A 23,074-nucleotide genomic window follows, 5' to 3' on the forward strand; every position below is an offset into this window, starting at 1 on the left:
ATGTTTTATGATTAATTTATTTTACACTAATTAAATATGTGTTCTGTTTACTATTAGATTCAACTAATTCTAAACCGAGATTATTTTTTAATTCTTTTTTAAAAGACACAAAGTCTTCTGAACGAGAAGTATAGTCGATAACTGCAGTGGAATTATTACTAAATGAATATATATTAAATCTATCGTTTATTAACTTTGAAAACTCCTTTAATGATACGTTATTAATAGCAATTGAATCCTTATGTCTATAGACTTTAGAACTATTATTTGATGCGTTTGAAGAATAATGTTTGAAAAGCTTAGTAGTATCTTGTATTTTGAGTTCAAATAAAATTTCCTTTTCAATAGCACTTTTTAGATTTAATTCGTTTAATATTAATTGAAACACTTCTTTTTTAATAGAAATATTTTCATTTTTAAATACTATTGTTGTTTCTAAATTTGTCCCGGCTAGCTTTTCATTTTCGAACTTAAAGAAAACAGATTCTTCTTTAAATATTGTATTAAGCAAATTTTTTAAAGTTATTTTTTTAGCTGCTACTTGCAGAGGTTTGGTATAAGTCTTATTAATAAAGTCTCGATGGAAAATTGAAGCTTTAGAAAACTCAAATTTATAATTATTCGTTTCTATTTTTTTTTCACCGTTGCAAGAAAAGGCTAACAAACTAATTAGTATGACGATAATAAAACGTTTTTTCATGAATCATTATTCTTAATCCTTTCCGAAATAAAGGAAACTTTTATGTTTTAGTTAATATTATTTATGCTCTCTATTCGCATGTCTTTCCCTTCGAGAAAGAGTCAGATTTGGATTAAAATTGATCAATAATCATAGAAGCAACACGCAACGCTTCTGTACCATCATGTAAAGTTACTATTGGTTTTGTATTTGTATTTATGGCATCAGCAAAACTTTCTAACTCGTCTAAAATAGCATTGTTATTGGCAATTTCAGGATTATCGAAATAGATTTGTTTTTTGATCCCTTCTGCATTTTGAAGAATCATATCGAAATCTCCAGGTGTTTCTGGAGCGTCTTTCATTTTTACGACCTCACATTTCTTCTCTAAAAAATCTACAGATATGTAAGCATCCTTTTGAAAGAAACGTGTCTTACGCATATTTTTTAACGAAATTCTGCTTGCCGTTAAATTAGCAACGCAACCGTTTACAAATTCTATACGTGCATTTGCTATATCTGGTGTGTCACTAATAACAGAAACGCCACTTGCAGAAATGTTTTTAACTTTGGATTGTACAACACTTAATATCACATCAATATCATGAATCATTAAATCTAATACCACAGGAACATCTGTTCCTCTTGGATTAAATTCTGCTAAGCGATGGGCTTCTATAAACATTGGGCTATCCAATTGCTCTTTTATCGCAATAAAAGCAGGATTAAAACGCTCCACATGTCCTACTTGACCTTTAACGTTATTTTCGGCAACTAAATTCCTTAAGGTTTCAGCTTCTTCGACGGTATTGGTTATAGGCTTTTCTATAAAAATATGCTTGCCTTTTGCAATGGCTTGTTTGGCACAATCGTAATGCGAAAGTGTTGGTGTTACAATATCCACCATATCTACAGCGTCTATTAAGGCTTCAATAGAATTGAAGTATTTGTAACCAAATTCTGCTTCTACCTTTTTGCCGTTTTCTTCACTTGAATCGTAAAAACCAACGAGGTTATATTTTTTAGACTGATTAAGTAATCTTAAATGAATTTTCCCAAGGTGTCCAGCACCTAAAACTCCAGCGTTTAGCATTCTATTTACGTTTTTAACAAAAATAGCTTTTTTGAAGCAGAAAAAAGAAAAAGAAAATATAAAATTGTCTAGTTTCAATTACTAGATTTTAGTTAATTTTAGCATTCTAAACAATCTATAATTTGCAAGATACTTTTAAACATAAAGGCTTAAGAAAACAATTAGTTGAAACACTTAAAAATAAGGGCATTACTGATGTTGCAGTATTAAATGCCATTGGAGAAATTAAAAGACATTTGTTTATGGATTCCAGTTTTTTGGACCATGCTTACCAGGATAAAGCGTTTCCTATTGCGGCAGATCAAACCATTTCGCAACCGTATACTGTAGCATTTCAAACGGAACTAATGGAAATTAGAAAAGGAGATAAAGTACTTGAAATTGGAACAGGAAGTGGCTACCAAACTGCAGTTTTATGCCATTTAGGAGCTAAAGTTTATAGTATTGAAAGGCAAAAAGAACTCTGGAGAAAAACAAGTACATTCCTGCCAAAATTAGGTTATAGAGCAAAAAAACTCATATTTGGAGATGGTTATAAAGGTTTGGTAGAAGAAGCACCTTTTAAAAGCATAATTGTTACAGCAGGAGCACCTTTTGTTCCTAAACCCTTATTAGCACAATTAGAAATTGGTGGGCGTTTGGTAATTCCTGTTGGAGATAATGTGCAGGTTATGACACTTTTTGTTAGAAAAGGAGTCATGGAGTTTGATAAAACCGAGTTAGGTGAATTTAGGTTTGTACCTTTGTTAGAAGATAAAAATTAGTAAGTAGAAGTCAGTAGGCAGTCAAAAAGAATAATTATGAAAAAAATTATAATACTACTCATTTTAATAACTCAGTTTAGTTTCTCGCAAAACTACACAGAATACCATACAGGAAGTACAACCGATTTAGTAGTAACACCAAACTCGGGAGTCTGTTTAATGGGTGGAGCAAGTGAAAGTGATGAAGCTATGGTTTGGTTTTTAAATAAAGCAAATGGTGGAGATGTTTTAGTATTAAGAGCCTCTGGAAGCGATGGGTATAATAATTATTTTTATACGGGTTTAGGAGTAACAGTCAACTCTGTTCGCACGTTTGTTATTAATAATGAGGCTGGTGCAACAGATGAATACGTCCTTGACAAAATTGAAAAAGCCGAAGCGATTTGGTTTGCTGGAGGAGATCAATATAACTACGTTAATTTTTTTAAAGACAATGCTGTTGCAGTTGCGCTTAACAATTTTATTAATACAAAACAAGGTGTTATTGGTGGCACAAGTGCAGGAATGGCTATTTTGGGTAGTGCTTATTTTAGTGCAGAAAATGGTACAGTTACCAATACGCAAGCCTTAGCAAATCCATATCACACTAGAATGACTTTAGGTTATAACGATTTTTTAAACGTTCCCTTTTTGAATAATGTGATTACAGATACACATTATGATGATCCAGACAGACGCGCGCGACACACCGTTTTTTTAGCCCGTTTTGCTAAAGATAATAACGCACGTTCTTTTGGGATTGCCTGTAACGAATATACTGCTGTTTGCATAGAGAGTGATGGAAAAGCATATGTTTATGGGGATTACCCAAATTACGAAGAACATGCTTTTTTTTACAGACCAATTGTACTCTAACAGATTTTGAACCAGAAAATTGTACAGCAGGAAACGCCTTAAATTGGAACAAAAATGGTGAAGCCCTTAAAGTTTATAAAGTCCCAGGAATGACCTCAGGAGAAAATTATTTCGATTTAAGCGATTGGACTACAGGAATTGGTGGAAGTTGGGAGAATTGGTATGTAACTAATGGGAGTTTTAATACCTCAAGTAGTATAAATCCTAATTGTAGTTCTTTAGCTATTGCTGAATTTGAGTTTGAAAATATAAAGTTGTTTCCAAACCCTTTTCAAGATGAAATTACATGTACTAAAAATACTCAAAACACTAAAATTGAATGTTTTAATGTGTTAGGAAAAAAAGTGATTTTAGATTTTAGTGGTGAAACTATAAATACCAAAAACTTAACTTCTGGTGTTTATTTTTTTAAGGTTTCTACTGAAAAAGCATCTAAGCTTATAAAAATGATAAAAGAATGATAGTTTTTCGAAGAATCCCTCTAGCGGTGGCCTAAACTACGCCGTAATACAGTTTAGGTTTTGTTAGTATTCGTTTCTTAAAAGTGTACAAGTCTAATGCGTTTTTTATTGATAAAAATAAAATGTCCCAGCTTTGATGTTTTGCCTTCAACAATTTGGTTAAATATCATTTTTAAATTAGTCGGGACTTCAATTTCAACTTTATCAAAATAAATATAAGTGCTATCATTAATACGTTTTAAAGTATTATTAATTAATTGTTCACTTGATTCAACTTTATGGTAGTACCTAGATGGGTCAATAAATAATTTAAATTGAGTAGTATCTGGCACTTTAGTTTTAGAAATGATATGATTTAATGCATAGTCATATTGTGTTCCATCAGACAAGATTGTACTTAGTTTTGTTTCCTTAACACTTACTTTATAGCTATAACCCCAATCAAAGTTAAATCTATCCAAATATTCAATAGATGAATCTGGAGAATTTAGAGTTAATCTTTTAAAATGTTCATAGTTTTGAAAAGATAAATTGGGCGCAATAGTAATGGTCTTATTTAATACGGTTTGACCATATAAACTCATAGATAAAAATGTTATCACGTGGATTAAAAACAGTTTCATTTTTAAATTTATTAATAATGGCTTTGTGTTGTTTAATAGCCTAGTTAATCAACTAAATTAGAAAATAAATCACAGATAGTAAATTTCAATGGTATTTTAGAAATTTGCTAACAGGCTAGAAATTAATTATTCATAGCATTAGCAAATATATTTTAACCGCCCTAGTCTTCATAATTTATTTCTTTCAATAGTCCTTCCTCAAATTTAAAAGTGAAAATTGATTTTTTGTCAAAATTCAGGATGTTAATTAAGTTCGTTTTTAATTCCGTTCCTATTTGTTTTTCAAGTGTCTCTATTTTTATTCCAATAGAAATGGAATCTAAAAATTTAAATTGAGAATTCTTTATTGTAGCCGAAATAATCTCTTCTATAAATCCTTCTTTATAAAAGTGAATTTTAGTTTGCTCAAAAACAAGTGTTTTATTTGTAGCATCACTTGTTTCGTTTTTTATATTAGATTTAGGTAATTCTTCTCCGTTAAAAATGGGATTAAAAGCGATAGTATATAAATTAGATTTTAAAAGAATAAATAGGCTGTCATTTTCAATGTATTGTTCTGCAATAACGGTTTTATTATATTTGTTTTCCGTTACAATGTTCGGAGTTTCTTTTTGTTTACAAGAAACCATTAAAATATAAATTCCAATTAAGGTTCGTAGATAAATTTTCATATGTTTGATTAATTACCTGTTTAACAACTAATGTAGTAAACAAATACTAATCCTTGAAAATTATAATGTAATTTTCGATGTAAGTACCTGCTAAAGTAATAGTTCTAATCATCAAACCAATAATTTTGTTTGTAGTGTGGATAAGGCAAATCATCAGTACTGTTGTAAATAAATTCACTTTTTTCTATTCCTGTTAGCCAATCTACCCAACCCCATTTACCGTTTTTTTTAACAGCAAGTTTTGAAACACCATCGGCATCAAAACGTTTATAATCTTCATATTTACAAGCTACAGTTTGTTTGGTCTGGTCATCATAACTCCAATAAGAGAGGTAAAAGCCTACTTTTCCGTCATTATAAACTGCAGTGTACTTTCCATTAAAAGAAAAAAAGTTTAAGTTATCGTATTGCATGGGTATTAATTCTTTTTCCTCCATATTGATATCTAAAAATTGGTACATTCCCCATTTTTTAGTGTCCTTATTTCGCGCTTTCAAAGCACCATCTCCGTTATTTGGATCAAAAATAATAAGGTCGGCATTCAATTTTTTTTTGCTAATTTGAAGGTTTCTACCATCCAACTTTCCATTTTAATTAATGGTACTTCGTCTGGTGTGTCAAAAATTGGGTCTATAATATAAAATCCTTCAAAACAATCTATTAAGCCCCATTTGTTGCCTTCCTTAACCAGTAAAAAATCTTCTCCATCTATATTCTTATGGATGATTTTATCAAATTTGCAATTCACTCTGTCCTCAGCATCTTCAATTTCATAAGGCAGTAATAAAATACCGTATTTATCTTTTTGTTTTACGATTTGAAAGCGATCCTCTGTTCCAAAAAAGCTTAGTGAATCGAATTTAGGAGAAACAACTTCTTCATAAGAAAAATCGTCAATTTCCATTGCTGTAGAAATACTATAGAGCCCCCATTTTTTTGTGCTTTTCATTTTAGCCAAAACCATTTCTTCGCCGTGGTAATCTTTAAAGATTATCTCCTTAGCTTTCATTTTTTTGCGAATCTCTTTTTTTGATATTTCTTGCGAAAAGCAGGAAATAGTAAAAAATGTTATAAGGTGTATTAAAAATATTCTTTTCATAGTTTTGGTTTTCTAGTATGTTGAGATGAAAACGTTTTATTTTATGCTTAAACGAAGCTAGTGTTAATTTTCAACAATGTCAAGTTTGTCGTTCTGGTACTAAATAGTCGAAGAGTGATGAGCATCTAAATTTAAAATTTTTCCTTTTTTGAACATTTCGTTTAGCGTTTTATTGATAAAAAAGCGTTTCAATACTAAAACAAGTTTAGTGCAAGTAAACGAAGTTTGCCGTTTTTTAGGACAAAGTCAAGTCCATTAATTTATAATAATCGATTGCGCCAAGCGCTAAACATGTCTTTATTTATATTATAAGCTAATTCCAAATCCTTTTCAAGATGAAATTACTATTACTGAAAACAAACCAAATATTGAAATTAAATGTTTTGATGCCTTCGGAAGGACTATTCCTTTAGTTCAAAACGGAAATACTATTAACACTAATACACTGGCATCTGGTATTTATTTCTTTAAAGTGTCTACCAAAACATTGTCTAGACTTTTTAAAATGATAAAAGAGTAATTTTTAGAGGGTTTCGTTTAACTTTCAATGTTATGAGTAGTAGCGGGTTATTTTACTAACACTTTAAAAGCCTAATATACTTAATATAACGTAAAACGGTTTGAGATTAAACCCAAACCGCTATTATTTATACATAGTGTTGGCGTATCGTTTTTTACATTCCGGCAAACCTAATTCCAGTTAATTCAGCCATATTTTTTTTCCATGTGGTAATATCTCTTTGCTCAAATTGATTCAAATGATTGTGTCCACATGCTCTCGCCATAACTTTCATTAATTCAGTAGAAGCAGTAAAGAAATTATAAAGTTGGGTTGCCGACTTGTCTATATTTATCAATTTTCTTAATTCAGGTTTTTGTGTAGCGATGCCTGCAGGGCAATTATTTGTGTTACACATTCTTGCTGCAACACAACCAATAGATTGTAATGCAGAATTAGATAAAGCTATACCGTCAGCTCCTAATGCCATTGCTTTAATGAAATCATCAGGAACACGAATACCACCGGTAATAATTAAAGTCACATCTTTTCTATTTACTTTATCCAAATAATGTCTTGCTCTGGCTAAAGCAGGAATTGTAGGTACAGAAATATTGTTTCTAAAAATCAATGGTGCTGCACCAGTTCCGCCACCTCTTCCATCTAAAATAATATAATCGGCACTTGCATCTAATGCAAACTGTATGTCTTCTTCAATATGATTTGCGGATAGTTTAAAACCAATAGGAATTCCGCCTGTAATTTCTCGTACTTTATTTGCGAAGTTTTTAAAATCTTCTGTTGTATGCAAGTCATCAAAAGTTGGTGGAGAAACTGCAGGGGTACCTTCTTTTAGATTTCTTACTTCTGCTATTTTCCCAATGACTTTATTTCCGGAAAGGTGTCCGCCAGTTCCTGTTTTTGCACCTTGTCCGCCTTTGAAATGAAAGGCTTGCACTCTTTTTAATTTATCCCATTCAAAACCAAATTTTGCAGACGCATATTCGTAAAAATACTTGCCATTGGCTTGTTGTTCGTCATCTAACATTCCACCTTCTCCTGAACAGATTCCTGTTCCTGCCATTTCTGCTCCTTTGGCTAAAGATACTTTTGCTTCTTCAGATAAAGCACCAAAACTCATATCTGAAACGAATAATGGAATATCTAATTTAAGTGGTTTTTTAGCGTTTGGACCAATGATTAATTCTGAAGCAACAGCAACATCTTCCATTAATGGTTTGGTTGCCATTTGGGCAGCTAATAGTTGTATGTCTTTCCATTGTGGTAATTCAGGAATAGGAACACCCATTGCACCCATTTCACCATGGTGACCAGTTTTAGATAAACCATCTTTTGCTAGGGCTTTGATATACGCTAACGTTGGTTCTTCTTTTGTTGATCCAGAACTTGCTGGAGCTGGTGATTCTGGAGCATCACTTTCTTCTTTTAATTTAGCATGAGATCCATCACAATAAGGTGCGTTTTTTGAATGTTTACACATGCATAAGTAAGCATCACCCGTTTCTTCTGCTTCAAACTTTACAGGCGTAATATCTGTTGTTCTGTGAGAACCATCACAATAAGGTTGGTTTTTACTTAACCCACAGGCACACCAGTATTGTTCTTCTCCTTTTTTTAATTCTACTTTGATAGGTTTTCTATCAGCTATTTTTGGCTTACTCATAATTAAATTATTTTATTAGTTTTTAATACAAACTAAATTAAAGCAGGTGGTTTAGTTTTTCTTTTTTGATCTCCAAATAGTCTAAATTATACTCATTAGTTTCAATAATTAAAGGAATTCTTCGCGTTACATTAATATTTGAATTTTTTATTATATTTATTTTTTCAGGATTATTAGACAGTAAGTAGTTCTATCGATTTGATTTCTAAATATTCAAGTGCTTCAATGGCAATTGAAAAATCTCTTAAATCAGTATCGAAACCCAGTGAGTGATTTGCTTGAATAGTGTCCTGTCCTTGATCTTGTAAAGCGTATGCATTGATTTTATTAAATAAACCAATTCCTCTTCCTTCTTGTCTTAAATAAAGAATGATACCAGAACCTTTTTCTGACATCATTCTCATACTTTCTTCTAATTGTTCACCACAATCACATTTTTTAGATGTAAAAATATCACCCGTCAAGCATTCTGAATGAATTCTTGTTAGCACATTTTCTTGAGTAGTTAATTCACCTTTATATAATAGACAATGTTCATGTATGTCTCCTTCTTGCTTAAAGGAAATAATATTGAAATTGCCATAATTAGTAGGTAATACTGCCTTGTTTGAAAATAGAGTTTTCATAGTGCTACTATGAGTTTTTTAGGTGATAACCATCTCAAAATGAATATTTATTAGTTAACTACTAATTTCACATCTAATGTAAAAATATCGTTGATAGCTTTATCTCCCAAACTATCAAAGAATGAAGCAGAACCATATCGTACATTAAATTTTGAACGGTCAATTTCTATTTTTGCGGTATAATGATTTATGTTTTTAACGAAATCAAAAGTTATAGATTCAGTCTTGCCTTTAATGGTTAAATTGCCAGTTACAGAAGCCTTTCCATTTGAAAATTTTGTAGCTTTTGTAATGTTAAGTGTTGCTGTTGGGAATTTTTCAACTCCAAAGAAGTCATCAGATTTTAAATGTCCTACTAATTTTTTATTATACCCTTCATCTTGAAGATCGGTATTTGTGAGACTCGTCATATCAATTACGAAAGAACCAGATACAATTTTTCCGTTTTTTTCTTCTAATACTCCATTTTTTAGTTTGATTAGACCTTCATGTTGTCCGCCAATTTTTTTGCCTAACCAATTGATTGTTGATTTTTCTGTGTTAACTTTTTGCGTTTGGGCAAATAATCCAAAACTTGATAGTGTTAAGACTAATGCAAATAAATAACTTGTTGTTTTCATTTTTTTAAGATTTTGTTAGATACAAATATCCAAAGCAATGAAAAGAATTGCATTAACCTAGATTAAGAAATGAAACAGTAGGAATTATTTTGATTTTGCTATTTTTCCTCGAATTTTACTAAGAGCTTCTGGAGTGATGCCCACATAAGATGCAATCATTCGCTGCGGCACTCTATTGGGCAATTCAGGATATGTTTCTAAAAACAATTCATAGCGGTCTTTTGCTGAAGCGCTCATTAACATGATTACTCTCCTTTGTAAGACAGCAACACGTCTTGATAAAAGATTGATATTGTTTTTTAGCTGGATAATATTCAAATCGGATTTTAATAGTAGGCTTCTATCCAAAATAATTACTTCTGATTTTTCAACGCAATCAATAAAAAGTTTGGCAGGTTGCTTAAACTCTTGAGACTCAATATCGGCAATCACCCAACTTTCGGGAGCAAACATGAAAATATGTTCTTTTCCCTTATCATCAATAGTATAGCTTCTTAATAACCCTTTTTTAACAAAGAAAGCTTTTGAGCAATTTTCTCCATCTCTCTGAAGGATATCCCCTTTATTAAAATGTGAGGTAATTTTTTCTGAGTCAAGATTTAATATTTCTTTAATGTTTTCCATTCTTTTTTAATGCACGCCAATGTTTTATTGATAAAAAAGCGTTTCAATACTGAAATATGTTCAGCACAAGTGTTTTTTATGAGATGTTACTGAAACTAGTTCATGACAAGTAAACGAAGTTACCGGTTTTTCTTGACAAAGTCAAGTCTATAAATTTCTAATACAAATTAGAACTATAAGCTAAACATGTGTTTATTCTTTGGTTTTAATTTGTATTACAAATTATTTCTAAATCCTTTTCAAGATGAAATTGCTATTGTTGAAAACAAATCAAATATAGAAATTGAATATTTTGATGTTTTCGGTAGGATTATTCCTTTAGTTCGAAACGGAAACGCTATTGATACCAATGTGCAGGTATCTGGCATTATTGCTTTAAAATATCGTCTAAGCTTTTAAAATGGTAACGGAGTAATTTTTAGAGCGGTTCGTTTAACGTTTGGTCTGTGATTTGTTGCTGTGGTAAAAATTAAATTAATATGCTAAGACAGCTATAGAAGTGTTTTTTACCATCTTACTTTGTTAGCAGTTGTAAATTTAATTAATAATATATTGTCCTGAATCACTTACTTCAATATTTGGCAATAGTTGAGTATTTTCAAAATAGTCATATCCTTCTTTCAAATTTAACCAGAATTCAAAATTTTCTGAATCTATATACTTATCATTAATCAGTTTTTGATAATTTTCTTCACTTAATTTAGTTGGAAAGATATGGACTGGAATTTTTAATTGACCATTGTTTTTCGCTTCAACAGCTAGAACGTATAATTCCTCAATCCAATCATCAGTAATTGGAATACATCCAATAGTAAAACAAGACCCATGGATAAAAATATCACCACCTAATTTATTTGCATCTGATAGTATCTTATCTGCAGAATTAGGGTAATTAATTCCTAATGAAAGATGATAATTACTTTTTGGGTTAAATCTATCTATTTCATAGAATCCTTCAGGTATTTGATAATCTCCTTGTTTCCTTTTTGGTCCTAGTTGTCCAGATGAATAACAGAATGGAAATGAAGTTATAAGTTTGAATTTGTTTTCAGTTTTCTCTTTTCCCCAAATTTCGAGTTTTTCTTCTAGTTTAAACGCACGAATGTAAATATGTACTTTTTTAATATCGAGATTCAGAAGCATTTTATTAATACATTTTCCTTTATCTAGAAATGCTTGTTTGACTCTAGGGTGTTTGAGTTGAGTGTTTTTAAAATCATTTACAAGTAAATAGCTTGAGTTTAATAAAAGTAATATGCTAATTAGGAGTAACTTTTTCATATTGTTGTAAATGTTTCATTTATAAAAAACGTTTCAATACTGAAACAAGTTCAGCACGAGTGTTTTTTATCAGAGGTTACTGAAACTAGTGCCGAACAAGTAAACGAAGCTCGCTGATTTTTTTGACAAAATAAAATCTATAAGTTTCTAATAATCAATTGCGCCAAGCGCTAAACATGTGTTTATTTCCAAGCCTTAATTTGAATTATAAACTAATTCCAAACAGTACAGCGTCATTAATGAATCCACTTTGGTAAGAACGCACATAATCCACTCTTAAGAATCTAAATTTTCCAAAGCCAATATTATCTACACCAATAGAAAACTCTGAGTATGGTTTATTGTCTTGTGTGAAAGCTGCATTTGCACCTAAAATAAGATTGAAATTCAATTTATTTATTAGCGGTAGCTTATTTAGTATATAACCATTAAAACGATGTTCGGCATGAAACTCGGCATAGCTGTTATTTGTACTTAATCCATAATATGGTAAGTTTTTAAAGGAATTTAAGTAAGATCCATCTAGCTTTACATTGGTTTGGTTACCATTAAAATGGTGATAATCCATAAAGGCAATGTCGTCGGCATTAGAGAAAACACCACCAAGTAAATTATAGGCAAATTCACCTTTGTTTCCAACATTTATACGTTGTCTTAACCTGGCTTTAAACTGATCGAAATTATAATTAGAATGTGTAGCAGTAAAGCCTTTTTCGTAGCCAATATATAGTGTTGGGAATTTACTATTTGGAACATTATATTTGCCATCAGGATAGCTTAAATAATCTTGAGCGAAATTAATTGTTGCATTTACATTAAGCCTTGCGATATTATGTGTTTTAAAAGGTTGAGAAGTAAAATCGGTCTCGTTTTGTGGATTGTTACTCGTGTATGTATCTCCTTTTTCATTAATAGTCACATAATCGGTAGTATTAAATAACGCTTTTCTACGTTCGAAGCCTAAAGTAGAATTTAGTCTAAAACCATTAAAGACCTCTTGAAAATATTGTCCTTGGACAAAACTTCTATCGTAAAGTTTTATGTAATTATCTTCAAAAAATAAGGTGCTTACTAAGTTTTCTACATTAGAAATTGGGTTAGAGCTGTTAAATTGCTCTGTTTTAATTCCTCCAGAAAGAGAAATGTAGCGATTATTAATTGGATTAAACCTAAAGCGCGCTGCTATTGTTCCACGCAAGCGATCGTCTGCTTCTCCATAATTTACATTTCCAGATAAACTTAAGTAACGTTTATAGTCGTCATAATTTTTTGTGTAACGCATTCCAACGCTTCCGTTCCAACCTTGCACTGTATTAAATGTGATTTTTTCTAAAGGAGAATCTATACTAAAACGATAGTTTTTGTGTGAGTTTTGATAACTGTAACCACCGATAATATTACCTAGTTTAAACCTGTTGTTTTTTTGATCTATAGAATCTAAAAACGGTTTAGATTCTCTAACCAATTGAATACTATCTTTCTTTACATAATCTGTCGATTCTTCAACAGTTAAAGGCACAGGGCGTTTTGCATCCCAAAAGAGTGAATCTTTTTTATTAGAGTTTTCTTCAAAAGAAAGGATTTCTCTTGTAAAGTTTTTAGTATCAAATTCTGGTGTAAAATCATAATCGCTATACACGGCAGTAAATCTACCTTCTCCTTTAAATCCAAAAAAGCCGTATTTAAAATCGATTGTTTGTGTTATTAATGCCCAAATGTCATCGGTTTCAGAATACGAAAAACTTTGTTTTAAAGTTAGTAAATCTACAGGAAGAATACCTGTTCGTTTTCCAGAAATAGAAACATCTATTGCATAAATTAACCATTGGTCTTCTACAATATAAATGTAGCCAGAAAACGCAGCATCGTTATCGCGTTTTGGAGTGATTAGTATTTTATTGATGAGGTTATTATTGTCATCATAAAAAACACCTTCTAATTTGTATCTGTAATAATTAAAGGCGTAATCTGCAATTGGAGAAATTGCAGTGTTTCCAAGATTGAACGTGTTATTGTAAAAGTTGTAATTTACATCTGTAGCATTATTAAAACTAAAACCACTGGCGTCACCACTGACTTTAGAAGCTAATATTTTTTCTTTTAAGCGTCTCGGTTTTTGGTATTCTAGTTTAGAAATTGTTTCAGATAAATAAATAATTCCTGTTCGTGTAGAATCTAAAGCGCCGTCAAGATCTCCCACTTCTTGCCCAAATAATTTTTCTGGAGCATCTACAATTTTTATAAGTCCACGCGAATAGAAATTAGCCTTGTATTCGCTCAATTTCTCTAATACTTCTTTTCGTTTGGCAATTGTATTTCTTATAATTTGATTTGCAGGATTTTCTTCAGAATTAATAACGACTTCGCTTAAAGAAATATTTTCTTCAATAAGTTCTGCATCCAAAACATAAGGGAACGCCGAAATTGAAACCGTTTTTTTTAGTGTTTTAAAACCTAGATATTGAAAAACGATAGTATATTCTCCAGTTTTTTGGAAATCTAACGTATAATTTCCTTCTTCGTTGGTTGTAGTTCCTGTATAAGTATTATTTAAATACACGCTAACAAAAGGTAAAGTTTCGCCTGTTATAGAGGTTACATTTCCTGTAATTTGTGAGAATGCAAAAGAAGAAATAGCAAATGCTATAATTAAGAGTAAAGCGTTTTTCATGAGTTGGTTTGTGTTTCTATTACTATAGACGCTTAATTTATTGAAATGGTTGCCTACAACAATTCAAACATAAAAAGAAAACGAACTTGAAGGTGTTATAAAAAAGCTAAAATTTTAAACTATTTTATTTTTTGAAGCGCTTAACGGTATTGAAATGCGATTTTAAATTGATTTAGATTCTAAAAATTCTTTTTAATTCTATCTAAATCACGCTTATTATCACGGTCTTTAATGTTTTCACGCTTATCGAAGAGTTTTTTACCTTTTGCTAAAGCAATATCTAATTTTGCATAGCCTTTTTCATTGACAAACAAACGCAAAGGAATAATAGTTAAACCAGAATTAGTAACTTCTTTCTCTAGTTTTTTTAATTCTTTTTTGTTTAATAATAGTTTGCGTTCTGCTTTTGGTGCATGATTGTAGTAGTTACCATAAACATATTCTTGAATGGTCATGTTAATAACAAACAGTTCATTTTTCGTATTAAATTCACAAAAGCTCTCTGTAATAGAGGCTTTGCTATCGCGAATAGATTTAATCTCTGTACCTGTTAAAACAATTCCAGCAGAGTATTTGTCTAATATTTCGTATTGAAATTTAGCTTTTTTATTAAGTATGTTTACGGTTTTCTGCATTGTGGGACAAAACTAAACATTTTTAGTTGTTTTAAAAGAAATATTATAATTCCTTAGTCATAATTATCATTCCTCTTAACTCCTCATGCATTAATTCGAAATCCAAACTGGTTTTACCCTTAATTTTAAAATGCTGTTTAGTATAAAATTTTAAAGCTTGTTCTTGAGTGTTCATAGCTTTTAGCCATAATAAGTTGTTTTTGTTTTCTAATGCTTTCATTTCAATCCATTCAAAAATGGCTTTTGCGACACCTTTGCCTTGCGCTTCATTTCCTAAATAAATTCTATTAATGTATGTGGCTTTTTTAATAGTATTAAAAGGTTTGTTAAATAGAATTCTTAAAATGCCTACAGGTTCGTTTTTATAGATTATAAAATAATATTCTGCATCTTTTACTAATAACTCCTTTTGTAATTGTAATGGGTTATAGAAATTATTGATGTAAAAAGAGGAGTCTTCATTTTTCCATAAGTGCTTATAGGCAGGAGGATAAACACGTTTTACTAGTTTAATTAGTTTTGAATGTGACTCTAAAGTAACTGGATCTAGTTGTGTGTTCTCGTTAAGATTAATCAACCTCAATAACTTTAGAAGTGGTTTTGCCTTTATTAATAGTGACCATAAAAAGTTTGCTATTTATAGTTTCGTCTATAGTGTCGTACTTCTCTTCACCTATCATTTTATTTACAAATGCAGGAGTCGAATTGCTGTGACCAACAATTAAAACGGTTTGGTTTTTGGTTTTCTCTAAAAAAGCTTTAATGTCTAGGGTTCTAGGATTGTAAGATGTTATTTCTAAATCTTGATGCGTTGCTGTTGGTAAAGCGGTCTCGATTGTGCGCTTGTAGTTTGTTGAATAAATAGCGTCAAAATCGACTTTTTTAAAGTGATTTGACCAGTTTTTAGCTCTTTTTAGTCCTTTTTCTATTAATTTAGGGTTTTTGTTGCTTGGGTCGCTTTTGTCTTTTTCAGCATGGCGAATAAGATAGTAAGTGGTTGTATCTGTTTTTTCTTCGGAAGTATTTTTACATCCAAAACAAACAAATAGTAAGATAATTAAGAGTAGTTTTTTCATAATAAGTAATTTATGCTAAATCTAATGCAATTTCTATCATATCCTTAAATGTAGTCTCTCTTTCTTTACTTGTAGTTCTTTCTCCAGTCACTAAAGAATCTGAAATAGTAAGTATAGTCAGTGCATTTACATTATGCTTTGCAGCCACTGTGTAGAGTCCAGCCGATTCCATTTCTACACAAAGCACACCAAATTTACTCCACTTTTTATATGATTCGAAATCGTCTGCATAAAATTCATCACTAGTAAATACATTTCCAGCTTTAATAGGAATATTTTTGTTTTTTGCGGCTTCCACTGCTTTTTGAAATAACTCAAAATTTGCCGTAGGAGCGTAGTCTGCGCCACCAAACCGTAATTCGTTTACTCCAGAATTGGAAGAAGCTGCCATTGCTAATACAATATCTCTAATTTTTATATGCTCTTGATAAGATCCAGCACTACCAACACGAATAAGATTTTTAACACCAAACTGCGTTATCAATTCGTGTGCATAAATAGAAATACTTGGCACTCCCATTCCTGTTCCCATAACCGAAATGCGTTTACCTTGATAAGTTCCTGTATAACCAAGCATACCTCTAATTTTGTTAAAGCAAACTGGGTTTTCAAAAAATGTTTCGGCAATCCATTTTGCTCTTAAAGGATCTCCTGGTAATAATATGGTTTCTGCGATATCGCCTTTATTGGCTCCAATATGTGTGCTCATTTTATTATGTCTAAAAGTTAAAAGTGTTTGGGTTGAAAAGTTTTACGCTTGCAGTTAATAATTATTTCCTTCGGAAGCGCTTCCCGTTACAATAGCTATTCCGTTAGATGTTCCAATTCTATCCACACCAAGATTAATAAATTCTAATGCCGTTTTAGTATCTCTAATGCCTCCGGATGCTTTTATTTTAGTACCACAATCTCCAATAATACTTTTCATGAGTTTTACATCGGCAAGTGTTGCGCCTCCGGTTCCAAATCCAGTAGATGTTTTAATAAAATCTGCACCAGAGTTTATGGCTAACTCACTAGCTTTAATAATTTCAAGTTCTTCGAGGTAACATGTTTCTAAAATAACTTTAAGTGTGTTATTTGGTATTTCTTTTTTAACGGCTTCAATATCTTTCCAAACCGCATCGAAATCTTTGCTTTTTAGAAAACCAAGATTTATAACCATATCAATTTCATCTGCGCCATCTTTTAACGCTTGTTTGGTTTCTTCGGCCTTAGCATTGGTGCTCATTGCTCCTAAAGGAAATCCAATAACACTGCAGACTTTAATAGCGGTGTTCTTTAATTCTTCTTTTGCTAACGAAACATAGCAAGAATTTATACAAACGGAAAAGAAATTGTGTGTTTTAGCTTCTTCACAGAGTTTAATAATATCACTTTTTGTAGCTGTTGCTTTTAAAAGTGTGTGATCTATGTATTTGTTTAATTTCATTTGAATATTAAATTGAGTTTAAAATTACCTTATTTTTTCGAAAAACTAAAGTTTATTGTAATAGATTACTGTTTTGCTAAACTCTTAAAATAATAAATTTTCACCTATGATTTAAGTCATCTTTTAACGTCTTTTTCATAATTAGTTTTGTATAAAATATAAACCCAATTAATTATGAAGAAATTATTTTTTATTGCTCTAATAGCTTGTGTCGCTATTACCAAAACAAACGCTCAAGAAAATACAACAGTAGATAATGAGTTTACTAAGTTTCAAGTAAGATTAAGAGCTTTGGCTGTAGTGCCAAATGAGTCTGCAACAATTGAAACTATTGGAGGAGATGCTACAATTACTAATGCTTATGTGCCAGAATTAGATTTAACCTATTTTTTTACTAAAAATATAGCTGCCGAATTAATTTTAGCAACAACACAACACGATGTTAATGCAATTTCTACAGTGGCAGGAGATATTCCATTAGGAGATGTAAGATTATTACCTCCAACTTTAACAGTACAATACCATTTTGATGGAGATCTTGTACATCCTTATGTTGGTGCTGGTATAAACTATACTTTATTTTTCGACGCGAACTCTGGTCCTGTAGCAGATAAAGTGGATTATGACAGTGCTCTTGGTTTTGCTTTTCAAATTGGATTCGATTTCGATATTAACGATAAATGGTTTATTAATTTAGATGCTAAATATTTAATGCTAAATACAGATGTTACCGTAAATGCAACTACAGCGTTAGGTGCTACCGTAGGTGCAGAAGTAGATATAAATCCTTTTATAGCAGGTATTGGTATTGGTTATAGATTATTCTAAATCAAACTAATTTATTATTAAAGACTGTCTTAAAAGGCAGTCTTTTTTTTTGAGTAAAATTGAATTATGCATTTCATTTATTTTATATTTAACTAAAATAATTGAGATGAGTCAAAATAAAGTAAATGTAAACACAGATTACGATTTAGTTTGTGTTGGTGCTGGTATCATGAGTGCAACATTAGCATTATTGGTAAAACTTGTTAAGCCAGAACTTAATATCTTAATTTTAGAACGTCTAGGTAAAGCCGCTCAAGAAAGTTCTGCTGCCTGGAACAATGCAGGGACAGGCCATTCTGCCTTATGCGAATTAAATTACACTCCAGAAAAAGAAAACTCTATAGATTGTTCTAAAGCTTATAAAATTTGTAATCAGTTTGAGCTTTCTAAGCAATTCTGGAGCTTTTTAGTTGAAGAAAATCTTATCGAAGATCCTAAAGATTTTATAAATCCTGTTCCTCATCATAGTTGGGTTACAGGACAAGATAATGTTGCTTTTTTGAAGAAAAGATTCGAAGCATTAAAAGATCATTTTATGTTTCAAGGGATGGAATTTACAGACGCTTTAGAAAAAATGAAGACTTGGTTTCCGTTAATTACAAATAATAGAGGTGAAGATGAAGTAATGGCTGCCACGAGAATAGAACGTGGAGCAGAAATTAATTTTGGAGCACTAACCGAAAAATTATTTTCTATTCTTGAAACCAAATACAATACGCCAGTATATTGTAATGAAGAAGTCTTGGATATCGATCCAGACGAGACTGTAGAATGGTCTGTAGAAGTAAAAAACACCATAACAGGAAACAAACAGTTTCTAGATGCTAAACATGTGTTTATTGGAGCAGGAGGAGGAAGTTTACTGCTTTTGCAGAAAGTTGAAATAGAAGGGAAGGATGGTTATGGAGGCTTCCCTGTAAGTGGAGAATGGTTAGTTTGTAAAAATGAAGCTCTAATACAACAGCATTTAGGCAAAGTGTATAGTAAAGCAGGCCCAAACGATCCTCCAATGTCTACACCACATTTAGATACGCGATTTATAGACGGTAAACGACAATTAATGTTTGGTCCTTTTGCAGGTTTTAGTCCTAAATTTTTAAAAGAAGGGTCGTCTTTAGACTTGTTTAAATCTATAAAAACCGATAATATAAAACCAATGCTTAGTGCCTTTTGGGATAATTTACCACTTACTAAATACCTTATAGAACAAGTAACAGCATCTCATGAAGATAGAATGAACGATTTGCGAAAGTTTGTAAAAGAGGCTAAAAGCGAGGATTGGGAAATTTTAGTTGCAGGACAACGTGTTCAAATTATAAAAAAAGATGAATATGAAGGCGGAAAACTTCAATTTGGAACAGAGGTCGTTAGGAGTAAAGATGGTAGTATTACATGCTTACTTGGTGCTTCGCCAGGTGCGTCAACAGCAACACATGTAATGCTAGAAGTTTTTGAAATCGCTTTTCCTGAAGTTGTAAATTCTAAAGAAGGAAAAGAAAAGCTAAAAAAAATTGTTCCTATTTGGAAGTTAGAATTAGATTCCAAAATTTTTAATGCACAATTAGAAAAATCTAAAAAAGCATTAAAATTATAATGAAATTTAAAATTGAAAAATTTAGTATTAAATTTTTAAAAGGATGTTAGGATAGGTTATGTGATAGGTGGTATTGGTTTCTACATTTTCTAGGTTGAAAACCTCGCCATTACTCCATTTTATTCTAACATCGGTTTTTTTATCATGGCCTAAACCAAAATGCTGCATTTTAGGATGCACAGAAAGATAACCAGTTGTACTATGTATTTCTCTCCAAATATTTTTATGATTTGGACTATTTAAAATTAAAGAAGAGCCAATAGCATCTCTATTAATTTTAGATTCTGGATTTCCTATCAGTTTAATCTTTATCCAACGGTTTTCATTAGACGTTTCGTTTTCAAGTAATGTAGCATTATCATGATAGTTATTAATAATAATATCTAAATCACCATCATTATCATAATCTAAATAACTTGCGCTTCTAGCATTACTATTTAAATCTGCTCCTAAAGTTTCAGCTTCATTTATTAAAACACCAGCATTATTAACAAAAAACACATTTTTTTCGCGATTACTTTTAGCATAGGTAACGGTTCTTGATTGCTCACTATCTTTAAAATAAAATGGATTATCAATAGAATAGACACTAAAGTCATTCATGCCATTTAAGCAATATAAATCTTCATCTCCATCATTATCAAAATCAAAAAAATCGGCGTCCCATGACCATCCAGTTGCCGAGTAGCCTCTTCCGATATTAGAGGAAAGGTTGAACGCTTTTAAGCTGTCGTTTTTTACTTCAGAAATAAATAAATCATTAGCTTCTATAGTTCTAATTCTACTCATTTTATCTCTGTCAAATTTCATGGTAGTATTCTCATTCGGACTCACATATTTTTCATCCTTTTGCATAACCACAATATTCGAAATGTAAAAATCTGGAAATAAATCGCCATTTAAATCTGTTATCCCAACATTCATTGTGTAGGAAGGTTTATCTGTTTTTAATTGCTTACTTACTTCATTAAAAACACCAGATTTAGAATTGTAATAGTATTTATTTACACCAAAATCATTACCAATAATAAGGTCTTGTAATCCATCTTGGTTAATATCTGAATGCCCTAAAGCTTGTGTCCACCCATTGTTTGAAGATGTTTCTTGAGTAAACGGCACTTCAACAAATTTAAAATCTCCTAAATTTTTAAAAAGTTTGTTAGGCATTCCGTTTTGATTGTCTCTACTTAAGTTTGGTAATTTGCCTTCAATATAATTGCCGAAATATCCAATAAAAATATCTAAAAGCCCATCGTTATCATAATCAAAAGTTGTGGCTGGACCAGCAACGGCATTTTTACCACCAAGATTAGTTAACGTACTTACATCATTAAAATGTAATCCATCGGTATTGCTATACATTTTATGAGGCATATTTACATACGTTATAAAAATGTCTTGAAACCCATCGTTGTTAAAATCTGCAATAATGGGTTGTCTAGGCTCACCATAAGAATTTAAAGAAGCATCCCAATTATTGATTTTACTCACTTGAGTTACATCTTTAAATTTACCAGACTTTGAGTTTAAAAAGAGTTTGTTTCCAAATCCACCTAGAAGTAAAATATCAATAAGACCATCGTTATTAATATCTTCGCAAGCTACGCCAGAACCACCGAAAGCAGGAGGGATAGCTAGTTTTATAACACCTTCAGCATTTGAAACGGTATAGCTTCGTATGTGTCTGCTTAACCAATCAGACGATTTATGGGTAAACTCTAATCCTGTTTTTTTATTACTGTTTTTAAAAGTTGTATTGCTTTTTCTATTTGTGTTAGCCGAATAAATTTTGGTTTCAGCTACTTGCTTTTTAGAAAAGTCGTAGGTATTAATATAGTCTTGTGTGATTATAAATCCTTGTTCAATATCTGTAATGTCTAAGTGTTTTTTTTCTTCACTATGCGAATATTCTCCTGCTAATCTTAAAACTAAAACGCCCATTTGCGCAATCCCTTCAACTAATAATTCTGCTGCATTTGGACCTATATTTTTTACACCCTTTTTTTGAAGGTCGTTTAATGCATAATCTAAAATGTTCCAGTGAAAACCACTATCTCTAAAAGCATCTAAATCGTAAGATTCTATGGTTATTTGATTGGTTTCACTATTAGGAAAAAAGGTAACATCTTCAAACATATTTATTGAAGCAGGTAAAAATGCATTTAATGCATTTTGAACATGTTCTACTCTAATAATTGTATTAGAATTATTGGTTGCTTTTTTTTCTGAAAACTGAATAAGCGCAGTAGTAAATTGAATCAAGGATTCTAGATAATACTGTCTTAATGCATTAGATAAAGCCTTATCTGTTGGCCATTTTTGTTTTGCAAAATAGACTTGAATGTTTCTTAAAAATACACTAGTATTTAACTGATTGTATTTTTCGTAAGATTTTAGTTTCTGTTTAATTATTTCTTTAACAATACTATTGTTGGCTACATTATTCGTGTTACTATTCTTAGAAGCATTTGGATATTCATTTTTCGAGATGTTTTCAGCATTTTTAAATTGGCTAAGTACAGAAATCCAACTGTTAGAAATAATATCTTTGGTTATAAAGGATACGTTGTTTTCTCTAGCTTTTACATCCGCAATTTGTAGCGTAACTAAAGTAATAAGGTTAACGTAATGATTTGCTAATTCTAAAGCGTCAGTATTAAAAGGTAATAAGGTGTTTGTTGAAAAAAACAGTAAATCTTGCTCTACCGAAAGTAAAGAACGATAAGTGTAAGACACAGAAGCGTATTGCTTGTAATCCAATTTTAACACTGTAATAGAACGCTCTTTTAACTCGAAGCTGTAATCTCCAGAATCATTTTTGGTGTAAGAAGATAAATTATCAATTATAGGTTGAATATGTTTTTTTTGTATAAATTTTAAACCGTCACTTTCTGCTTTTTCAGAACCGTTTTTTCTTAGGTAGTAGATTATTTCTTTCTGAACTTCAATTTTTAAATTTCTAGCATTTTCATTTAAAGGTGTTCCATATATAAAATCTTCAAGCCTATTTGCTGTAGCATAACATTTTGGATCTTTTTCTTTTTCCAAATCATAGATTTTAGAAATAATTTCTGAAATAGCTGTTTTTTCTTGAGATAAAATTTCCTTTGGAAAGAAAATAAGCAATAAGAAAACAGTGGTATAGAAACTTTGAGTTTTCATTAATTTGATTTGTTTAGATATCGTAAAAGTAAATAAAATATCGAGAAAATAATTTTATGATTATTGTATTTTGGATTAAAAGAAAGAAATAATTTTA

The 23,074-nt window shown here is 31.0% G+C and carries 25 protein-coding genes; 7 read left to right on the plus strand and 18 right to left on the minus strand.

The window, feature by feature from the left end:
- Positions 1–16: 16 nt before the first annotated feature.
- Complete coding sequence (locus tag RH82_RS02825) at positions 17–700, minus strand: hypothetical protein (protein WP_034057889.1); 684 nt, start codon at positions 698–700, stop codon at positions 17–19.
- Between the two features lie 112 nt (positions 701–812).
- Positions 813–1,772, minus strand: a complete 960-nt coding sequence (locus RH82_RS02830) for a Gfo/Idh/MocA family protein (RefSeq protein ID WP_034057890.1) — start codon at positions 1,770–1,772, stop codon at positions 813–815.
- 122 nt (positions 1,773–1,894) lie between these two features.
- Here RH82_RS02830 and RH82_RS02835 point away from each other — a divergent pair, with 122 nt between their 5' ends.
- The 3 genes from RH82_RS02835 to RH82_RS18750 all read left to right on the plus strand — a co-directional run bounded on the left by RH82_RS02835 (position 1,895) and on the right by RH82_RS18750 (position 3,852).
- Complete coding sequence (locus RH82_RS02835; protein WP_034057892.1) at positions 1,895–2,536, plus strand: protein-L-isoaspartate(D-aspartate) O-methyltransferase; 642 nt, start codon at positions 1,895–1,897, stop codon at positions 2,534–2,536.
- Positions 2,537–2,572: 36 nt separating this feature from the next.
- Positions 2,573–3,391, plus strand: coding sequence for a cyanophycinase (locus RH82_RS18745; protein WP_052158179.1), 819 nt, complete (start codon positions 2,573–2,575; stop codon positions 3,389–3,391).
- A gap of 89 nt (positions 3,392–3,480) precedes the next feature.
- Positions 3,481–3,852 (plus strand): T9SS type A sorting domain-containing protein, encoded by a 372-nt coding sequence (locus RH82_RS18750; RefSeq protein WP_052158180.1) that lies wholly within the window; start codon positions 3,481–3,483, stop codon positions 3,850–3,852.
- 77 nt (positions 3,853–3,929) lie between these two features.
- Here the strand turns inward: RH82_RS18750 and RH82_RS02845 are convergent, their stop codons facing one another.
- From RH82_RS02845 to RH82_RS18760, 4 genes are all read right to left on the minus strand, one after another.
- Complete coding sequence (locus tag RH82_RS02845) at positions 3,930–4,436, minus strand: DUF4377 domain-containing protein (protein ID WP_034057894.1); 507 nt, start codon at positions 4,434–4,436, stop codon at positions 3,930–3,932.
- A gap of 200 nt (positions 4,437–4,636) precedes the next feature.
- On the minus strand, positions 4,637–5,146 hold the full coding sequence (locus RH82_RS02850) for a hypothetical protein (RefSeq protein ID WP_034057895.1): 510 nt from the start codon (positions 5,144–5,146) through the stop codon (positions 4,637–4,639).
- A 104-nt stretch (positions 5,147–5,250) separates the two neighbouring features.
- Positions 5,251–5,691 carry a WG repeat-containing protein gene (locus RH82_RS18755; protein ID WP_034057896.1) on the minus strand — a complete coding sequence of 147 codons (441 nt, stop codon included), beginning with the start codon at positions 5,689–5,691 and terminating at the stop codon, positions 5,251–5,253.
- Entirely contained in the window at positions 5,688–6,155 is a 468-nt protein-coding gene (locus RH82_RS18760; protein WP_241147995.1) for a WG repeat-containing protein, read from the minus strand. Before RH82_RS18760 ends, RH82_RS18755 begins: the two co-directional genes overlap by 4 nt.
- Before the next feature lie 406 nt (positions 6,156–6,561).
- Between RH82_RS18760 and RH82_RS19195 the strand changes: the two genes are divergently transcribed.
- A complete protein-coding gene (locus RH82_RS19195; RefSeq protein ID WP_081979170.1) occupies positions 6,562–6,765 on the plus strand; it encodes a T9SS type A sorting domain-containing protein in 204 nt (67 codons plus the stop codon).
- A 154-nt stretch (positions 6,766–6,919) separates the two neighbouring features.
- Here RH82_RS19195 and RH82_RS02865 read toward each other — a convergent pair whose 3' ends face one another.
- The 4 genes from RH82_RS02865 to RH82_RS02880 form a co-directional block, all read right to left on the minus strand.
- Entirely contained in the window at positions 6,920–8,428 is a 1,509-nt protein-coding gene (locus RH82_RS02865) for a glutamate synthase-related protein (protein WP_034057898.1), read from the minus strand.
- A 173-nt stretch (positions 8,429–8,601) separates the two neighbouring features.
- Positions 8,602–9,054, minus strand: a complete 453-nt coding sequence (gene ribA / locus RH82_RS02870; RefSeq protein ID WP_052158181.1) for a GTP cyclohydrolase II RibA — start codon at positions 9,052–9,054, stop codon at positions 8,602–8,604.
- A 50-nt stretch (positions 9,055–9,104) separates the two neighbouring features.
- Complete coding sequence (locus RH82_RS02875; protein ID WP_034057899.1) at positions 9,105–9,674, minus strand: YceI family protein; 570 nt, start codon at positions 9,672–9,674, stop codon at positions 9,105–9,107.
- Positions 9,675–9,758: 84 nt separating this feature from the next.
- Positions 9,759–10,298, minus strand: coding sequence for a Crp/Fnr family transcriptional regulator (locus RH82_RS02880; RefSeq protein WP_034057900.1), 540 nt, complete (start codon positions 10,296–10,298; stop codon positions 9,759–9,761).
- Positions 10,299–10,484: 186 nt separating this feature from the next.
- Between RH82_RS02880 and RH82_RS02885 the strand changes: the two genes are divergently transcribed.
- Positions 10,485–10,697 (plus strand): hypothetical protein, encoded by a 213-nt coding sequence (locus tag RH82_RS02885; protein WP_034057901.1) that lies wholly within the window; start codon positions 10,485–10,487, stop codon positions 10,695–10,697.
- Between the two features lie 138 nt (positions 10,698–10,835).
- On the opposite strand, the gene RH82_RS02890 is transcribed toward RH82_RS02885, so the two are convergent.
- The 7 genes from RH82_RS02890 to deoC all read right to left on the minus strand — a co-directional run bounded on the left by RH82_RS02890 (position 10,836) and on the right by deoC (position 17,393).
- Positions 10,836–11,579, minus strand: a complete 744-nt coding sequence (locus tag RH82_RS02890; protein ID WP_034057902.1) for a L,D-transpeptidase family protein — start codon at positions 11,577–11,579, stop codon at positions 10,836–10,838.
- 205 nt (positions 11,580–11,784) lie between these two features.
- Complete coding sequence (locus tag RH82_RS02895; RefSeq protein ID WP_034057903.1) at positions 11,785–14,250, minus strand: DUF5686 and carboxypeptidase regulatory-like domain-containing protein; 2,466 nt, start codon at positions 14,248–14,250, stop codon at positions 11,785–11,787.
- Positions 14,251–14,429: 179 nt separating this feature from the next.
- Positions 14,430–14,885, minus strand: a complete 456-nt coding sequence (gene smpB / locus RH82_RS02900; RefSeq protein ID WP_034057904.1) for an SsrA-binding protein SmpB — start codon at positions 14,883–14,885, stop codon at positions 14,430–14,432.
- Positions 14,886–14,928: 43 nt separating this feature from the next.
- Positions 14,929–15,462, minus strand: coding sequence for a GNAT family N-acetyltransferase (locus tag RH82_RS17640; RefSeq protein WP_052158182.1), 534 nt, complete (start codon positions 15,460–15,462; stop codon positions 14,929–14,931).
- Positions 15,455–15,961 (minus strand): SixA phosphatase family protein, encoded by a 507-nt coding sequence (locus RH82_RS02910; RefSeq protein WP_052158183.1) that lies wholly within the window; start codon positions 15,959–15,961, stop codon positions 15,455–15,457. Before RH82_RS02910 ends, RH82_RS17640 begins: the two co-directional genes overlap by 8 nt.
- Positions 15,962–15,971: 10 nt before the next feature.
- A complete protein-coding gene (deoD, locus tag RH82_RS02915) occupies positions 15,972–16,670 on the minus strand; it encodes a purine-nucleoside phosphorylase (protein ID WP_034057907.1) in 699 nt (232 codons plus the stop codon).
- Positions 16,671–16,724: 54 nt separating this feature from the next.
- A complete protein-coding gene (deoC, locus tag RH82_RS02920) occupies positions 16,725–17,393 on the minus strand; it encodes a deoxyribose-phosphate aldolase (RefSeq protein ID WP_034057908.1) in 669 nt (222 codons plus the stop codon).
- A 174-nt stretch (positions 17,394–17,567) separates the two neighbouring features.
- On the opposite strand from deoC, the gene RH82_RS02925 reads away from it, so the two are divergent.
- Entirely contained in the window at positions 17,568–18,221 is a 654-nt protein-coding gene (locus RH82_RS02925) for an OmpW/AlkL family protein (RefSeq protein WP_034057909.1), read from the plus strand.
- Between the two features lie 106 nt (positions 18,222–18,327).
- Complete coding sequence (gene mqo, locus RH82_RS02930) at positions 18,328–19,815, plus strand: malate dehydrogenase (quinone) (protein ID WP_034057910.1); 1,488 nt, start codon at positions 18,328–18,330, stop codon at positions 19,813–19,815.
- A gap of 27 nt (positions 19,816–19,842) precedes the next feature.
- Here the strand turns inward: mqo and RH82_RS02935 are convergent, their stop codons facing one another.
- Complete coding sequence (locus RH82_RS02935) at positions 19,843–22,977, minus strand: CRTAC1 family protein (protein WP_052158184.1); 3,135 nt, start codon at positions 22,975–22,977, stop codon at positions 19,843–19,845.
- Positions 22,978–23,074: the final 97 nt, after the last annotated feature.

It is taken from the genome of Lacinutrix jangbogonensis, assembly GCF_000797445.1.
GTDB classification, from domain to species: domain Bacteria; phylum Bacteroidota; class Bacteroidia; order Flavobacteriales; family Flavobacteriaceae; genus Lacinutrix; species Lacinutrix jangbogonensis.

Coding starts and splice junctions, on each gene's coding strand:
- RH82_RS02925 (WP_034057909.1), top strand. CDS start 17,568: ATGAAGAAATTATTTTTTATTGCTCTAATAGCTTGTGTCGCTATTACC.
- mqo (WP_034057910.1), top strand. CDS start 18,328: ATGAGTCAAAATAAAGTAAATGTAAACACAGATTACGATTTAGTTTGT.
- RH82_RS02890 (WP_034057902.1), bottom strand. CDS start 11,579: ATGAAAAAGTTACTCCTAATTAGCATATTACTTTTATTAAACTCAAGC.
- RH82_RS18745 (WP_052158179.1), top strand. CDS start 2,573: ATGAAAAAAATTATAATACTACTCATTTTAATAACTCAGTTTAGTTTC.
- RH82_RS02880 (WP_034057900.1), bottom strand. CDS start 10,298: ATGGAAAACATTAAAGAAATATTAAATCTTGACTCAGAAAAAATTACC.
- deoC (WP_034057908.1), bottom strand. CDS start 17,393: ATGAAATTAAACAAATACATAGATCACACACTTTTAAAAGCAACAGCT.
- RH82_RS02830 (WP_034057890.1), bottom strand. CDS start 1,772: ATGCTAAACGCTGGAGTTTTAGGTGCTGGACACCTTGGGAAAATTCAT.
- RH82_RS02845 (WP_034057894.1), bottom strand. CDS start 4,436: ATGAGTTTATATGGTCAAACCGTATTAAATAAGACCATTACTATTGCG.
- RH82_RS02825 (WP_034057889.1), bottom strand. CDS start 700: ATGAAAAAACGTTTTATTATCGTCATACTAATTAGTTTGTTAGCCTTT.
- deoD (WP_034057907.1), bottom strand. CDS start 16,670: ATGAGCACACATATTGGAGCCAATAAAGGCGATATCGCAGAAACCATA.
- RH82_RS02895 (WP_034057903.1), bottom strand. CDS start 14,250: ATGAAAAACGCTTTACTCTTAATTATAGCATTTGCTATTTCTTCTTTT.
- RH82_RS02910 (WP_052158183.1), bottom strand. CDS start 15,961: ATGAAAAAACTACTCTTAATTATCTTACTATTTGTTTGTTTTGGATGT.
- RH82_RS02850 (WP_034057895.1), bottom strand. CDS start 5,146: ATGAAAATTTATCTACGAACCTTAATTGGAATTTATATTTTAATGGTT.
- RH82_RS02935 (WP_052158184.1), bottom strand. CDS start 22,977: ATGAAAACTCAAAGTTTCTATACCACTGTTTTCTTATTGCTTATTTTC.
- smpB (WP_034057904.1), bottom strand. CDS start 14,885: ATGCAGAAAACCGTAAACATACTTAATAAAAAAGCTAAATTTCAATAC.
- RH82_RS18750 (WP_052158180.1), top strand. CDS start 3,481: ATGACCTCAGGAGAAAATTATTTCGATTTAAGCGATTGGACTACAGGA.
- RH82_RS02885 (WP_034057901.1), top strand. CDS start 10,485: ATGTGTTTATTCTTTGGTTTTAATTTGTATTACAAATTATTTCTAAAT.
- RH82_RS02875 (WP_034057899.1), bottom strand. CDS start 9,674: ATGAAAACAACAAGTTATTTATTTGCATTAGTCTTAACACTATCAAGT.
- RH82_RS02865 (WP_034057898.1), bottom strand. CDS start 8,428: ATGAGTAAGCCAAAAATAGCTGATAGAAAACCTATCAAAGTAGAATTA.
- RH82_RS18760 (WP_241147995.1), bottom strand. CDS start 6,155: ATGAAAGCTAAGGAGATAATCTTTAAAGATTACCACGGCGAAGAAATG.
- ribA (WP_052158181.1), bottom strand. CDS start 9,054: ATGAAAACTCTATTTTCAAACAAGGCAGTATTACCTACTAATTATGGC.